Origin of the sequence: Rhodococcus sp. Leaf233, assembly GCF_001426165.1 — a bacterium.
GTDB lineage: Bacteria > Actinomycetota > Actinomycetes > Mycobacteriales > Mycobacteriaceae > Rhodococcoides > Rhodococcoides fascians.
This window is the reverse complement of sequence record NZ_LMRO01000014.1, coordinates 18334-32907: the sequence shown is the minus strand read 5'-3', so window position 1 is coordinate 32907 and position 14574 is coordinate 18334. Positions and strand designations below refer to the sequence as shown.

Here is a 14574-nt window from a genome sequence, read left to right as displayed (position 1 = left end):
GCGGAACATTGTGGAGCGACCCAGTTCACGGCTAAGCGATGTAGTCAGAGTAACAGTCCACGCAATATCAGTTGTGTCATTGACGATCAGAGCCATCTGCTTCTAACCTTCACCGATGGACGGTTCATTGTCGTTTCGCTCAACGGAACACGTCGCCTCCGTCGCGCGGCTCGCCCAAGCAGTCGACATACTTCGCGGCCGGCCCCTGCCGGACAACCTCGTCGAGCGCGCACGGCTCGTTCTGTTGGACCTGCTGGGCGTGACACTCGCCGGGGCGCGCACCACAGAGATGACACGATTACGCGCCCACTGGAACGCCGAGCCCGGCTCGACGCACCCGCTCGGCGGACCCCACGGCACCACGGTCGAATCGGCTGCCGAACTCGACGCTATTGCCTCGTGCTGCCTCGAACTCGACGAAGGCAACAAGTACGCCGCTGGACACCCCGCCGCGCACGTGGTGCCTGCAGCGATTGCAGCAGCGCGACGTGCACCCCAGCTGATCTCCGGTCCCACCTTCCTCACCGCCGTTGTCGCCGGATACGAAGTGGCGGCCAGGTTCGGCTATGCGCTGACGCGGAACAGTGCATGGCACACCCACGGGCATTGGGGTGCGACCGGTGCGGCGACTGCGGCCGCCGTCGTTCACGGATGCGACCGCGATGCCATTGCTGCAGCGATCGATTCGTCCGCGGCGTTGGTACAGGTCGCGCCGTGGGCTGTGGTGCTCGACGGTAACTTTGCACGCAACCTCTGGATCGGCGGTGCGGCGCGGGCCGGTACGAACGCCGCACGACTGGCCAGTGCGGGTGTGGTGGGCAACACCGGTGCGATCGAGCATTCACTGGGCTCGATCATCGGCACGCTGGATCTGGCGAAGCTCACCGAGAATCTCGGTGAGCGATGGCTGACTCTCGAAGGTTATTCCAAGCAGCATGCGAGTTGCTCCTACACACATGCCGCCATCGACACCGTGCAGAGTCTGCGCAGCCATGCCGACTGGTCAGCCGACGACATCGCAAGGGTCGTCGTGCGTACACATTCACTGGCGGAGCCGCTGTTCCAACGCAATCCGAGCACTCGCCTCGGCGCGATGTTCTCGCTACCGTTCGTCGTCGCTGCTGCGTTCTTGTCCGACGCGATCGACGTCGACGCGCTCGATCCGGATGGTCCCACTTTCTCTCGCGCGCAACAATTCAGCGCCCGGGTCGATATCTCCTCGGCCGGCGAGTTCGATGAGCTTCTACCCGAGCGCCGGGCTGCCGAGGTGACGATCGAATTCCGAGATGGAACTGCCATGTCTGCCTCGACCCCGAATCCCGTCGGAGATGTCGACCACTTCCCGATGAATTACGGCGGGATCAGAGCCAAAATTGCCCGCCTGGTGGGAGAAGAGGATGCAGCAGAGCTCGAAGGCATCGTCGAATCCATCTGCACGACGGATGACGTTGCTGAGGAACTGCGCAGGCTGCCTACGACCTAGTTTCTCCCGATACGAACCTCGTCCACGAATTCGTCTGCTGCCCAAGCCAATCGAGACCTGACCCGTTCCGGCAAGGTGACCGTCAATTGGACGAGGTACTGATCGACGATGTGGTGGACCACGACATACCTAGTCCGAGCGAACAGCGTCCGACCGTCCCAGTCGTACCGACCCGCAATCGAAACGGACGGTAGACCGCAGAACGGTTCACGGTCGTAGCTGACGTCGATCCATTCCGGAAGTGCCCGAGAGTCGCCGAACCCACATGCCAGCAGGGTCTGCGGATCGAGTGACCGCGTCAACTTTCCGGTCAAGACTGCCGCGTTGGGAACGAATCCGTCGACCGCATCTGTCGGAGAACACAGCACCGCGGTGGCGTGCGGAAACAGATGCGCAGGAACGAGATCCCACCCCGGCAGCGCGGGGAGCTCCAGACCGAACCTTGCGCATTCGTCGAGATGTACGGGCACGAGCTCGACATCCTGCTGTTGCAGAACGCTCTGCATCGATTGCTCCTGAGTTGTCACCGGACGTCCCGTCGACCCGACATCGACGCCGCTCGGTCTGCTTCGATGCGATCGAGGAATCGAGGCGGTCGCAGTAGCTCTCGCGCGTCGTCGTGGGCAAGCTGCGCACGGCCCCAGGGATTGGCCCGACACCACTGCAGTACGGACAGCAGTGCGTTGGGCTCGACCTTCTTCTCGCACGCCATCAGGACCAGCACCTGATCCGTTCCACCGGCAGGGTCGCGATACACGACTCGGATGGTGGGGTACCAATGTCAATGCGACACCGCAGGATTCGGATGCGTCCGCGGCTGCAGCTCGACGATCCCGTCCCACGGGACAACCGTGATTGCAGTGGTGGCCTTCCATCCGCGGCGCCGATAGATCTCCTCCACGAGGCCATCGGGATGCAGTGAAATTCGGGTCCGATTGACGACGAGCACACTCAGTGCGAAAAACAGCAGACATATCGGAGCGCCGAAGTGCGACATGATTACGACGCTCAGGTCGTGACGCGTCGTACTTACCCGTGCGTCTCCTCCCCAGTGGATGTAGGACAGGCCGGACACCAACGCGAATGCGAGTATTCCGCTGCGATACAACACAGTCCCCCGCCCCGGCACTGCCACGCCTCGGCCGACTCCGGCGACAGTCACCGGTCGCACGAACAGCGACAGCCGCGCAGACCCGATGCCGGACAACGCCACGGCCGCTGTGAGCGGCATCAGCACCGCGAGCACCAGCGGCGACACGAGGAGAACGGTCTCCCCAGAAAGCGTCTCGAACAGGAGAACCGGAGCCACGATCGTCGCGGCAAGGAATGCAGACGAAACCCCGAGAGCTACCAGCCAACCCAGGTGAACACTGCGCCACGTCCGCACCCACAATGGATACTTCTGTGCTACCAGGCTCTTACGCAGCACGTCCTCGGTCTGTGGCGTGCGATCGTCTCTGATCTCGCTCATTTTCCTGCCGCCTCGAACAACTTCTCCACGCCGTAGCTGACGACTTGGCCCAGTGCGATCCCGGCAGCAGCGCCTGCCACCGTGCCGGGCCCCGGAAAAATGGAACCCGCCATGCCACCCACGGCTCCGAACGCCCAGGTCGTAATTGCTCCCGCGACTATCGGCGTCGCCTCGACGATCACGGCCTCGGCCGGGTTCACGCCCTCGTCGATTTTTCCCGCAATTCCGGGAATCGCACCCGCAACGACTCCGAAGACCCCGAGCCCGCGTCCGATGTTCTTGGCAACGTCGTCGACGGATTCGACACCGGGTATTTCCAGCGCCCGCCTTGTCACGGCGGCCATGCCTCCGACGACCGACGCCGCGATGGTCGACGGCCAGTCCGGCATCCAGGAGAACGACCCGTCCGGGTTCTCGACGAACTTTCCGGTGGGATTGTCGAGGGCGAGCGCCGTCAGCACCTCGGTGGGCTCGGCCAGCTGCTGCGCAGCGTCGAGAGCGACACTCTCGGCCTGGCGCAGAGCACTCTGGATGTCCTCGGTCAATTGATTTGCTGCAGAACGCAGTTCGTCGGCTCGACGCGTCTTCTCGTCACCCAGGCTGTCGGGAATCAGCGCGATCATCCCTTCGGGATTCACCACACCGTCGGCCCGTACCGCGAACCCGCTCGTCGTAGCTGCGGACACCTGAGCCTGCACGTGCGCTTGGGCGGCCTCGACGATATCGGCTGCACCTTCGAATGCAGCCGCGAGCGAGTCGATTTCGCTGCAGACGGAGCTCATCCGGGAGCATTCGGCCACTACGCGATCGGCTGCGGCGCGTGCCGCGTCGCCGGTCCACGTCTCGGCCAGTGTGTCCTGCTCTTCCAACACCCCGGTTCGTTGGCCGTTGACGCGCTCGACTATCTCGGCCAGTTCGATCATCGTCTTGCGCATCGACTGCGGCTCCCAGCCGGCGACGTGCGGCACGGTCGGGGTCATTTCGGCTGGTCCATCGTAGCGAGGCGGCGGGCAAGGTCGTCGTCGGTGATCTCGTAGTTCTGCGCGACACCACGGGCGATGTCCGCAACGCATTCGGCTCGGCCTGCCAGAGCGGCAACAGCTCCCGCAGCCGCTGCGGACGCTGCCGCACACGCTGCGCGAAAGTCGGTACCCTGCAGCGCATTCTCGGATGCTCGGAACGGGGCGAGGGTGTCCAACTCGGCGATCACCTCCCCCGTTCCCGACAGCACATTCGAGAACTGCCGCAGGATCACTGGATCCACATTCACTGTCATGACGCTCCCCCGAGTCGCACCGTATCGACGCCCGGTGAATCGGCGTCATCGGGTTTGACGCAGCGAGCCCGTTATCGGTTCCGTGCCGAAGCTAGGACCGCGACAATTCCAGTCGCTCACGAAGCGGTGGTGGCACCAGCAGGTCGGGTGAGTCGTAGCCGGTCATACGGATCCGGTTGACCGGGCCGTCGGTGCACCACTTCATCAATGCCAGAACGGCATTCGGCTCGGCTGCGAGCAAATGGATGCGAATCGCCATCCGGTCCGGTTGATCCAGCCGGTCGCGGGGACGCTCGATACCGAGCCCAGTCGCTCGGACATACAGTACGGGCTCGGTGAACCCACTCCCCCGCTTCTCTGACGTTCGGTACGTCGAGGCCTCGTACTGCTCCACATCGCCCCAGCGCACGAGGATGTCGTGAGTGCGCGGAAAGAAGAACATGCACGACCGTCTGCGTCTGACAAATCCGTCCGCGAACAAGCGCAGTTCGACGCTGCTGCGGAAGCCGAGCGTCGCCACCAGTACAACGATGGCAATTCCAGCAATCGGCATACCGGCCGCGCCGAACACGTCACTCTTCGACAGGGCGACCCCCATTCCTGACACCGAGATGGACGCGACCGTGATCAACCAGAGCTTGGCGGTCCGAGGCGGAATGCAGACGCCGCTACCGAGCGCGTGGTCCTTGACGCGCCGAACGAATCGGACGGGGATTCCCCATCGAATCACGTTGTCGTTGATGCCGATCCAAACGCAGGCCATGAGGGCAAGTAGAGCGATCGATCCGATCGTGTGCCCATTGTCGCTTCCTTGCACCTCTAGCCGTCCGCGATAGATCGCAATGGCTACCACCGCGACAATCGCGATGACGGCCTGCCACAGGCGGCCCAACGTGTTCGGCCAGTACGGGACCCAGATAGGTCGTTCTGCGTCGGTGTACTTCGTCTCACTCATGCGTCCCCCACAGTCGGTATCAGGTATTGGACGCACCGGTGGTGCGATCGGTTCCCTGCTGCTCGGTTCGATGAGACGGGGATCCAACGCGTACCGTTGGCGCGGCTAACGACTTAGGAGGGCGATCGCAATGAACGGCCGTCGATTATCGTTCGCTGCCGCGGCCGGACTCGCGGCCGCGATGGGCGTCGGGCGATTCGTGTTCACGCCGCTGCTACCGATCATGGTCGACGCGGCGGAGGTGACCCCGAGCAGCGGTGCCGTCATCGCAACCGCGAACTATGCCGGCTACCTCGTCGGCGCGATCGTGTTGTCGGTGCGCCCGTCGATCAATACGACGACGTCGTTCAGGCTGTGGACGCTCGTGCTCATCGCAAGCGAATTGGCGATGGCTGCAGTGCATTCCACCGCAACGTTTTCGGCGCTGCGGTTCCTGGCCGGCCTGGCGAGTGCCGCCGTGTTCATCGCCTGCGCGAGCACCGTCACCAAGCACAGAGCCGACGGTGCGTCACCAGGAATCGCATTCGGCGGCGTCGGTGCAGGTATTGCAGCGTCGGGCATTCTGACGTTGCTCGCCGGACCACATCTGTCGTGGGAGGCGCTGTGGTTGTGCTCGGCGATACTGACCGCGGTGCTCGTCGCCCCGGCGTGGACGCTTCGGGTACACCCCGAGCCTGCAGGGCGGTCCGAGGCGGGCGAGGTGAACGCCGGAACCCGCACGGTGTGGCGGACATTGCTCGTCGCGTACTTCCTCGAGGGCCTCGGGTACATCATCGTCGGCACATTCCTCGTTGCGGCGGTCGGTGGCCACAGCAGCACGTCGGTGGGTCCGGTGGTGTGGATCGTCGTCGGATTCGCCGCGGTACCGGCGACAGTGCTGTGGCAAGGGGTGGCACGCCGAACCAGCCTGCGCAAAGCTCTGGTAGCAGCGTTCGCATTGCAGACCGTGGCCGCAGTGCTTCCCGCACTGACCGGGAACACCCTTGCCGCCGTATGTTCAGCGTTGTTGTTCGGGGGAACGTTCATGGGCATCACGATGCTGACGATGAGCACAGCGCAAACACTTCCCATCGGCCGTACCGCGGCGACACTGACTGCCGTCTACGGCGTCGGACAAGTGGTGGGGCCATTGGTGGTTGCGCCCGCAATCGGCGATTCGTACGCGATCGCCTTCGCCATCGCGACCGGAGTGCTGGTGCTGGGAACTGCCGGCGCAGTGCGCGTATCGCAGTTGACCGCGCCACGCTGAGCCTCGCTGCCACGGTCGGCGCTGCCGTGCAACGGACCGGTGCCCTCACGCAAAAGCCCGCCCGATCGCCCGTTGGACACCGCAACCATTTCGGCGACGATCGACAGTGCGGTCTCCCCAGGGGTGCGTCCGCCGATGTCGAGACCGACGGGCGACGACAACCGCGCGAACGCGTCCTCTCCGACACCTCTGTCGACAAGACGTTCACGTCGGTCCTCGTGCGTTCGGCGGCTGCCCAACACACCGATGTAACCGGCAGGGGTGCGCACTGCGACGTCGAGCAACGGGACATCGAACTTCGCATCGTGTGTGAGCACGCACAGGGCGGTGGTGTCGTCGATCGACCCCTTGTCCCACTGGGCCGTCAGATACTCGTGCGGCCACGCCACGACAACCTCGTCGGCGTGCGGAAAGCGCTCCTCCGTAGCGAATATCGGCCGGGCATCACACACCACGGTGCGGTAGCCCACGATGGTTGCTGCGTGGGCGACGGCGTCGGCGAGATCGAGCGCGCCGAAGACGATCAGGAGCGGTGGGGCCCGAAACGATCGCACGAAGACCTCGACGATGTCGTCGTCGACGTCGATTTCCCGCAGTCCACTTGCACCGTCCGCCAACATCACCCGAGCGAGCGATACAGCTCGCTCATCGAGCACCGGGTGTCCGATGGAGCCGGACGAGCCGTCGGCAGTCACCACGAGGTGTCCGCCCGCAGCACCGAAGGCGACCGTGACCTCGGCAACCGACGATCGCGATGTTATTCGCGCCAACAGTTCTGCGTAGTGCGGGCGACTGTCTCGATCGACCCTGTCGACCACAACGTCGACCGTTCCGCCGCAGGTGAGTCCGATGGCAAACGGATCGTCGGCTGTGACGCCGAACCTCAGACGGTCGACGAGTCCACCCGTCGCCGCCGACACTGCCGCGTCGAACACTGCACCCTCGACGCATCCGCCGGACACCCCGCCGAGGGCGGTACCACCGGCGTCGACGGCCATGACCGCACCGACGTCCCGCACCGCGCTGCCTGAGGTCGCCACGACAGTAGCCACACCGAACGGTCGTCCGTCTACGAACCAATCGTGCAGTGTGCCGGCGAAGTCGAGCATCGCGAACCTACCGACGTCCGAAGGCTCTGGAGACCAACCAGCCCTCGACCATTCCGGCGAGAAAGATCCCCGCGACCGGTGCGTACTTGCGCACCGGTTCGGGCATCAGAGACATCGCATTCAATTCGCCGCCCATCGGACTCGGAACAGCGGTCTTCACTGCTGCAGGCGCGGTGGGATCGGCCGTAGCCGAACCACTGAGCAACGCACCGAGATTGACGGCGAACTGTTGCAACACCTTGTTCGACACCGCCACGATCGCGCCCTTGCCGAACGAGACGATCTTGCCGCTGATCACCAGATCGGTGTTCAGGGTCAACCGCGAACGGTTACCGATCGACTCGACCGCGAGATCGACCTGAGCCTCGGCATCACCGTTTCCATGCGAGTCCGCACCCTTGGCTTCGAGTGTGAGCGTGCGGGTCTCGGCGTCGACTTCGAGGAACCGAATCGTGCCGGCGTACGACGCGCTGATCGGCCCGACCTTGACCTTGACTCCACCCAGGAAAGTCTCGCCGTCCTTGCCGGTGATAGCGGCCCCGGGTACACAGGTCGCCACTTTCTCGACGTCGTTGATCAGCCTGAAAACGTCGTCCGCGGACGCGTCGATGTCGAGGGTGTTGGTCAGTATCACGGGGAAACTCCTTTCGCGCAGCCGACGCAGCGGCGCTGTTCGGCGCACGAGTCGATGGCCTCGACGATGGTCTGGTATCCGGTGCAACGGCAATAGTTCGAGGCAACCACCTCGCGGATCTGTTCCTTGGTGGCATCGGGATTGTCGGCAAGATATCCCTCGGCCAGCATCAGGAATCCCGGCGTACAGAATCCGCACTGCAGTCCGTGGTGGTCCGCGAACGCTTGTTGCAGATCGTTCAATTCGCCGTCGACGCTCAATGATTCGACGGTCCGAATCTCGGAGTTCTCCACCTGCGCGGCAAACGTCAAGCATGCGCGCGCCGGCTTGCCGTCGATCAGGACAGTGCAGGCCCCGCAGACGCCGTGCTCGCAACCCACGTGAGTTCCGGTCAACTGCAGGTCGTGCCGTAGTACGTCGACCAGGGTGCGACGCGATTCGGTGATCACCTCGTGCTCGGTACCGTTGACGGTCAGTTCGATCAGTTGCTTGTTGTTCATGGCCTTCCCTTCACCAGCGCCGCATGTACAGCAACGGGAGTGATCGGCGTGTCGTTCAGTTCCACTCCGGTGGAACGTAGTCCGTCGTTGACGGCGTTGAGCACCGCGGCCGGTGCGCCGATAGTGCCACCCTCACCGGCTCCTTTGGCCCCGGATTCGGTGAACAGGCAGGGAGTTTCGAGGTGGTGAATCTCGATGTCTGGAATTTCGCACGCAGTGGGTACCTTGTAGTCGATGAAGCTGGCGCACAATGGGTTTCCATGATCGTCGTACGACACCTGCTCGAACAACGCACCGGCGATCCCCTGGGCGATGCCGCCGCGACACTGGCCCTCGACGATCTTGGGGTTGATGGCGACGCCACAGTCCTCGATGCACACGTACTTCAGGATCTCCACTTGCCCGGTGCCCTCGTGTAATTCGACGACGACGCCGTGTGTGGCGTTGGAGAACGTGCCGTCGTTGAACACGTCGAAGCTCGCCGTTGCGGACAACCCCGGCTCGACCCCCTTGGGCAGCAGCTGCGCCTTGAGATACGCGACGTCGGCGATGTCCCGGTAGGTGACGTACTTCGAGTGGTCGTCGCGCTGACGGACACGCCCCGACGCCAGCTCGACGTTGTCGTCACGGGTCTCCATCAGGTGCGCTGCGATCTCACACAGTTTGTCTCCCAGCTTGTTCGACGCCAACGCCACCGCGCTGCCGCCGATGGTGATGGAGCGAGAGGCGAACGATCCGAAGCCGTACGTGATCCGGTCGGTGTCGCCCTGCACGATCTTCACCTGTTCGACGCCGATACCGAGACGATCTGCGACGATCTGCGCCATGGTGGTCTCGTGACTCTGCCCGTGGCTCATCGTTCCCGTGGTCACGACGACGGTGCCGGAGGTGTCCATCCTGACCTCCGAGATGTCGAATCCGGGGACCACGTTCATCTTGCGGGCCGCGAATGCGCTGCTGCCGTATCCGGTTCGCTCGCTGAAGCACGAGTAGCCGATGCCTATGTGTCGGCCGTCTGCGGTCGCCCGCTCCTGAAAGTCGTACCAACCGCCGTCCCGCAGCGTCTGCTCGCACAGGTTCAGGGCCTCGAGGTACGAGCCCGGGTCGTAGGTGATGTTGTTGACACCGGTGTACGGGAAAGCGGTGATCACGTTGCGCCGCCTGATCTCCACCGCATCGAGCGCCAGTTCACGAGCCGCTCGCTCGAACAGCCGCTCCATCACCATCACGTACTGCGGGCGTGACACTCCGCGGTACGGCGCGGTCGGTGCCTTGTTGCTGAACACCGAGCGCCCTCGTACCCGGTACGCCGGAACCTGGTACACCCCTGGCATTTCCGCCGACGCCATCAGCGGCTCGATACCCGCGGTGAACGGGTAGCAGGAGTACGCGCCCATGTCGCACACGACATCCGCGTCCAGGCCCAATATGTGTCCCTCGGAGTCGAACGCTGCCCGCACGTCGTACTGCTGTTCGCGCGCCAGGAACGAGGCCGTCAGTGCGTCCTTGCGGTCCTCGATCCATTTCACGGGACGACGGAGCTTCAACGCTGCCGCGGCGACCGCGACCTCCTCGCGACCGACGACGCACTTCTGCCCGAAGCCGCCGCCCATGTCGGGTACCACGACGCGCACCTGGCGCTCGTCGAGTCCGAGGCAGAGCGCGGTGACGGTGCGAACCTGGTGTGGGACCTGCGTGCAGATGTAGATGATCAATTGCTCGTCGCGGTCGTCCCAGTACGCGATGCATCCGCGGGTCTCGAGAGGCAGTGCGTTTTGACGTCCGGTTCTGGACTGCACGGACACCACGGTGTGCGCGTCGTCGAATATCTCGTCGATGCCGTCGGTGGCGAACATCTGCACGTCCACGACGGTGTTGTTCGGAACCGAATCGTGAACCAGCGGCACGCCTTCGGACATGGCCTGATCTGCGGAGGTGACAGCGGCGACAGTCCGGTACGACACTCGTGCCGCTTCGAGTCCGTCCTCGACGCTGTAGGCGTCGGCGGCGACGACGATGGCCAGCGGCTCACCGACGTAGCGCACGACGTCGTGCGCCAGCACCGGCATGTCGGTGGGCACGAATTCGCTCAGCGGACGGGACAATTCGGCACGGATCGGCTTCAGGTCCAAGTCCGCCGCGGTGAAGACGCCGCGCACTCCCTCGACTCCGGCGACATCACCGACGTCAAGACCGGTGATGGCTCCGGCCGCGACGGTGCTGCGGACGAACTGCGCGTGCAGCATGCCCGGCATCGCGATGTCGTCGACGAATCTGCCACGGCCGGTAAGCAACCGTGGATCTTCCCGGCGTGCGACCGAGGTACCGACGAATTTCGGCGTGAGAACTTGATCGACGCTCACGTGGGCACCCCCTGCGATACGAGTGCGTCGCTGCAGGCTTCGACGACCAACGTGCGCACCAGGGTGCGGCGGTACTCGGCGGTGAACATGCCCTCGTCCTCCAGTTCCAGTGCTTCGGCTGCGGCGTCCGCGCAGTCGGCGAATGTTCCACCGGCGGCGAGCGCGGCCTCGCCTGCGGGCGATCGCATCGGGGTCGCGCCGACCCCCGCAAGGGCGACGCGTCCGCCGACCACGGCCACGCCGTCGAGATCGAGGGACACCGCTGCGCCCACGATCGCGAAATCTCCCTGCCGCTCGGCGTATTCGGTCACTGCGGCATGCGGTGCCGGGTTCGGGAACACGATCTCGACGATCATCTCGTCGAACGCGAGATCGGTGGAGTAGTACCCGAAGAAGAACGAGTCTGCCTCGACGGTTCGCCGCCCCCGCACGCTCTCGACGACGATGCGGGCGTCCAGCAGGATGGCGAGCAAGCACCATTCGGCGGTGGCGTCCGCATGGGCGATGCTGCCACCGACGGTGCCGCGGGTACGGATCGGGTAGTGCCCCACCCACCGCATGGCATCGCGTAGAACAGCGAAGTCTGTTCCCACGTCGCCGGATTCGACGTCATGGTGGGTGGTGAGCGCTCCGATGTGCAGGCCGTCGGATTCTCGGCGGATGTAGCTCAGAGTGTTCAACCCACCCACGTCGACCAGATGCCCGGGCCGGGCGAGGCGGAAGTTCATCATGGCGACCAGGGACTGGCCTCCGGCGATGATCTTCGCGTCCTCGCCCAGCTCGGCCAGCAGGCGCACCGCACCCGAGACATCGCGCGCCCGGTGGTAGTCGAACTGTGCGGGCTTCATCAGACCCGAGCCTCGCCTGCGACTACCTCGGTGGGTTCGTCGACCAGGGTGTCGAGTTCGCGGCCCTTGGTCTCGGGTGCGAAGTACGCCATCCAGATCACCGCGAACAACACGAACGCGGTGACGATTCCGAAGGTCAACGGCAGACCCAGGATCGGCCACATGACGGAGCCGAAGAGCAGTGGCGCAAAGCCCGTCGCGACCCGACTGACCGAGGACGCGTAGCCGAATCCCGAGGCGCGGATGTTGGTGGGGTACAACTCCGAGACGTAGCAGTACAGCACCGGGATGGTCAGCTGGATGACGAACCCGAAGATGCCGAGCCAAATCAGCGCTGCCGATTGAATGTCGAGCATGACGGCGAACATGACCAGCGCACTGCCGGCGATCGGTCCGGACAGTCCGATGACCCACTTGCGTCCGAAGATCTCGACGATGAACGCGGAGGTGAGCACACCGACGATACCGACTCCGGTCATGAGCGTCGTACCGGCGAAGGCCGCGAATTCCCCGTAGCCCTCGGCGCGGAGGATAGACGGCATCCAACTCAGCGCGGCGTAGTACAGCAGCATGATCGACACGAACAGCATCCACGCTGCGGCAGTGATACGTGGGCTGTAGCGCCACACCGATTTCAGCTGCGTCAGAGCAGCTTTCATTCCACCCGGACCCTTCGGAGCGGTGTCGGCGACGATGACGTACTCGACGGCGTCGGATCCGGTACGAGTAACCATGTCGTCGATGACGGCGCGGGCCTCGGCTTCTCGGCCGACCTTGGCGAGGTAGATCGGCGACTCCGGGATGCCGCGCCGGACCCAGAACAGCAGCAGCGCAGGCAGAACCATGAACAGCAGCATGTAGCGCCAGCGAACATCGCCGTCGATCGGGACGAGCAGTGTTGCCACGACGCCACAGATGGTGGCACCGATCGGCCACCAGACGTCCATCGCGGACAGAATCTTGCCGCGAATGCGACGTGGCGAGAATTCGCTGACCAACGCGTAGTCCACCGGGATGCAGCCGCCGAGGCCGAACCCTGCGAGGAACCTCAGAACGATGAAGATCTCGAAGCTCGGTGCGAAAGCACCGAGGACCGAGAACAGCGCAAAGATCAACAGCGTCAACGAGAATGCGCGTTTTCGCCCGACGCGGTCGGCGATCGTTCCCCACACGACGGCTCCGACGGCCATACCGATCAGGTTGCCGGTGGCGACGAGACCGCGCTCGGCCTGGGACAGATCCCAGTAACTTCCGAGCAGGGGGGTCAAGAAGCCGTTCAGCGCCACGTCCCAGGCGTCGAACATGTAACCCAGCCCGCCGATGATGAAGATCTTGCCCTGCACTCCCCATTTCCAGGGGAGCTCCTGTACTACCTGATCACCAGTCTTCATCGCAGCCTCCGGCGCGGTGTTGTGGTCCGAGGTCGTCATCGGACGAACGAGTAATGGAATTTCTCGTCGTCGCTGTCGTCGAGCGGTGTACCGCTCCACAGCCAGTCGTACGAGATGTCGGACTCCCCATCGAACGACGCCAGTGTCGCGTCCCGCTTCTGCTGCTCGGGTCCATCGGGTATGTGGTAGAAGGTCTTGTTCTGCAGGCTCGCGTCCTGCACCATCCGCGCGTGCCGGGCCCGGCGAAAGACGTAGCGCGCCAACGCGTCGTCGATTCCGCTCGAGGTCACCTTCGCGAGTTCCTCGGCGAGCACCGCCGCATCTTCCATTGCCTGCGATGCGCCCTGCGCCTGGTACGGCAGCATGGCGTGGCACGCATCGCCCAGCAGCGCGACGCGGCCGTCGGTCCAACGCGGGTCGGGTCTGCGGTAGTAGAGCGCCTGGCACAGCACGTTCTCGTCGGCCTTGGACAGCATCGCGTGGGCGCGGTCGTCCCAGTCCGGGAACGTCGCCATCAGTTCCTCGGGCCCGACGAGCCGCGGTCCGCCGTCACGTACTTCATCCGTACACGGCGCCAACGCAACGACATTGAGGTACTCGCCGTTGCGGATCATGTAGTGCACCAGGTGACGGTCGGGTCCGTACCAGATGGTGCTCTGGTAGCGATCTACGAGCCAGCGGGTTGCCGGATCCTTGACGATACGGTCGCCGGGAATGAGTGCGCGATACGCCATTTCGCCGGAGAACACCAGCGTGTCGGGCAGGCCGATGAGATCGCGTACCGTCGAGCGGATTCCGTCGGCTCCGATGAGCAGATCCGATTCGTACCGTCGTCCCGCTCCGGTGACTGCGACGGGCCGCATCGGGTCGGTGCGGTCGACCTCGACGACCTTCGCGTCGGTCTCGAACACTACAACCGGGCCGGGGCCGTCGGGGTCGAGGCACTGCGCATGAATGGCAGAGTGCAGGTCTGCGCGGTGGTAGTGCCAGTACGGCGCGTTGAACGTCTTCTTGCAGTATTCGCCGAGCGCGGTGAGCGCGATGACCTTCCCGTTCTCCCAGCGCCTGCGCACCTGATCCATCGGCTCGGTTTTGATCTCTTCGAGTTTCTCTCGCATACCGAGGGCGATGAGAATGCGGCTGGCGTTCGGTGCGGTCTGGATGCCTGCTCCGACCTCGCCGAGCTCGGCGGCGGCTTCGAGTACCGTCACCTTGATTCCTCTGTGCCGCAGCGAAAGCGCTGCGGTCAGCCCGCCCAGGCCGCCGCCGGCGACGACCACTTCGATCGGAGCCAT

Annotated in this window: 14 protein-coding genes and 1 pseudogene; 2 read left to right on the top strand and 13 right to left on the bottom strand. The window is 64.3% G+C overall.

Features of this window, described 5'->3' with window-relative positions; genetic code table 11:
* Positions 1-115: 115 nt before the first annotated feature.
* Positions 116-1483 (top strand): MmgE/PrpD family protein, encoded by a 1368-nt coding sequence (locus ASH04_RS24240; protein ID WP_057474761.1) that lies wholly within the window; start codon positions 116-118, stop codon positions 1481-1483.
* Here the strand turns inward: ASH04_RS24240 and ASH04_RS26835 are convergent.
* From ASH04_RS26835 to ASH04_RS24210, 6 genes are all read right to left on the bottom strand, one after another.
* Positions 1480-1989: an LpqN/LpqT family lipoprotein gene (locus ASH04_RS26835; RefSeq protein WP_161631821.1), complete on the bottom strand. Its 510-nt coding sequence runs from the start codon at positions 1987-1989 to the stop codon at positions 1480-1482. The genes ASH04_RS24240 and ASH04_RS26835 overlap by 4 nt on opposite strands.
* Positions 1990-2006: 17 nt before the next feature.
* The gene (locus tag ASH04_RS26830) at positions 2007-2240 is read right to left on the bottom strand and encodes a hypothetical protein (protein WP_057474760.1); all 234 of its coding nucleotides are present in this window, start codon (positions 2238-2240) and stop codon (positions 2007-2009) included.
* 24 nt (positions 2241-2264) lie between these two features.
* Entirely contained in the window at positions 2265-2954 is a 690-nt protein-coding gene (locus tag ASH04_RS26825) for a hypothetical protein (RefSeq protein WP_057474759.1), read from the bottom strand.
* The gene (locus tag ASH04_RS24220; RefSeq protein ID WP_045840882.1) at positions 2951-3934 is read right to left on the bottom strand and encodes a hypothetical protein; all 984 of its coding nucleotides are present in this window, start codon (positions 3932-3934) and stop codon (positions 2951-2953) included. Before ASH04_RS24220 ends, ASH04_RS26825 begins: the two co-directional genes overlap by 4 nt.
* Entirely contained in the window at positions 3931-4230 is a 300-nt protein-coding gene (locus ASH04_RS24215; protein ID WP_032375308.1) for a type VII secretion target, read from the bottom strand. Before ASH04_RS24215 ends, ASH04_RS24220 begins: the two co-directional genes overlap by 4 nt.
* Before the next feature lie 91 nt (positions 4231-4321).
* Positions 4322-5185 carry a hypothetical protein gene (locus ASH04_RS24210; RefSeq protein WP_057474758.1) on the bottom strand — a complete coding sequence of 288 codons (864 nt, stop codon included), beginning with the start codon at positions 5183-5185 and terminating at the stop codon, positions 4322-4324.
* A 130-nt stretch (positions 5186-5315) separates the two neighbouring features.
* On the opposite strand from ASH04_RS24210, the gene ASH04_RS24205 reads away from it, so the two are divergent.
* Positions 5316-6434, top strand: coding sequence for a YbfB/YjiJ family MFS transporter (locus ASH04_RS24205; protein WP_057474757.1), 1119 nt, complete (start codon positions 5316-5318; stop codon positions 6432-6434).
* Between the two features lie 98 nt (positions 6435-6532).
* On the opposite strand, the pseudogene ASH04_RS26325 reads toward ASH04_RS24205, so the two are convergent.
* The 7 genes and pseudogenes from ASH04_RS26325 to ASH04_RS24175 form a co-directional block, all read right to left on the bottom strand.
* A pseudogene (locus ASH04_RS26325) lies at positions 6533-7543 on the bottom strand (XdhC family protein); the annotation flags it as partial.
* Positions 7544-7550: 7 nt separating this feature from the next.
* Positions 7551-8177: an SRPBCC family protein gene (locus ASH04_RS24200; protein ID WP_057474756.1), complete on the bottom strand. Its 627-nt coding sequence runs from the start codon at positions 8175-8177 to the stop codon at positions 7551-7553.
* Complete coding sequence (locus ASH04_RS24195) at positions 8174-8677, bottom strand: (2Fe-2S)-binding protein (RefSeq protein ID WP_057474755.1); 504 nt, start codon at positions 8675-8677, stop codon at positions 8174-8176. Before ASH04_RS24195 ends, ASH04_RS24200 begins: the two co-directional genes overlap by 4 nt.
* A complete protein-coding gene (locus tag ASH04_RS24190; RefSeq protein WP_057474754.1) occupies positions 8674-11040 on the bottom strand; it encodes a xanthine dehydrogenase family protein molybdopterin-binding subunit in 2367 nt (788 codons plus the stop codon). Before ASH04_RS24190 ends, ASH04_RS24195 begins: the two co-directional genes overlap by 4 nt.
* Positions 11037-11888: an FAD binding domain-containing protein gene (locus ASH04_RS24185; protein ID WP_032384077.1), complete on the bottom strand. Its 852-nt coding sequence runs from the start codon at positions 11886-11888 to the stop codon at positions 11037-11039. Before ASH04_RS24185 ends, ASH04_RS24190 begins: the two co-directional genes overlap by 4 nt.
* Positions 11888-13318, bottom strand: coding sequence for an MFS transporter (locus ASH04_RS24180; protein ID WP_230591857.1), 1431 nt, complete (start codon positions 13316-13318; stop codon positions 11888-11890). Before ASH04_RS24180 ends, ASH04_RS24185 begins: the two co-directional genes overlap by 1 nt.
* A complete protein-coding gene (locus ASH04_RS24175; protein ID WP_027497878.1) occupies positions 13315-14574 on the bottom strand; it encodes an FAD-dependent monooxygenase in 1260 nt (419 codons plus the stop codon). Before ASH04_RS24175 ends, ASH04_RS24180 begins: the two co-directional genes overlap by 4 nt.

Bases quoted from the DNA above. Each gene is read 5' to 3' on its own strand.
- ASH04_RS24240 (WP_057474761.1), top strand. From the start codon at position 116: ATGGACGGTTCATTGTCGTTTCGCTCAACGGAACACGTCGCCTCCGTC.
- ASH04_RS26835 (WP_161631821.1), bottom strand. From the start codon at position 1,989: ATGCAGAGCGTTCTGCAACAGCAGGATGTCGAGCTCGTGCCCGTACAT.
- ASH04_RS26825 (WP_057474759.1), bottom strand. From the start codon at position 2,954: ATGAGCGAGATCAGAGACGATCGCACGCCACAGACCGAGGACGTGCTG.
- ASH04_RS24220 (WP_045840882.1), bottom strand. From the start codon at position 3,934: ATGACCCCGACCGTGCCGCACGTCGCCGGCTGGGAGCCGCAGTCGATG.
- ASH04_RS24215 (WP_032375308.1), bottom strand. From the start codon at position 4,230: ATGACAGTGAATGTGGATCCAGTGATCCTGCGGCAGTTCTCGAATGTG.
- ASH04_RS24210 (WP_057474758.1), bottom strand. From the start codon at position 5,185: ATGAGTGAGACGAAGTACACCGACGCAGAACGACCTATCTGGGTCCCG.
- ASH04_RS24205 (WP_057474757.1), top strand. From the start codon at position 5,316: ATGAACGGCCGTCGATTATCGTTCGCTGCCGCGGCCGGACTCGCGGCC.
- ASH04_RS24195 (WP_057474755.1), bottom strand. From the start codon at position 8,677: ATGAACAACAAGCAACTGATCGAACTGACCGTCAACGGTACCGAGCAC.
- ASH04_RS24185 (WP_032384077.1), bottom strand. From the start codon at position 11,888: ATGAAGCCCGCACAGTTCGACTACCACCGGGCGCGCGATGTCTCGGGT.
- ASH04_RS24180 (WP_230591857.1), bottom strand. From the start codon at position 13,318: ATGACGACCTCGGACCACAACACCGCGCCGGAGGCTGCGATGAAGACT.
- ASH04_RS24175 (WP_027497878.1), bottom strand. From the start codon at position 14,574: ATGGCTCCGATCGAAGTGGTCGTCGCCGGCGGCGGCCTGGGCGGGCTG.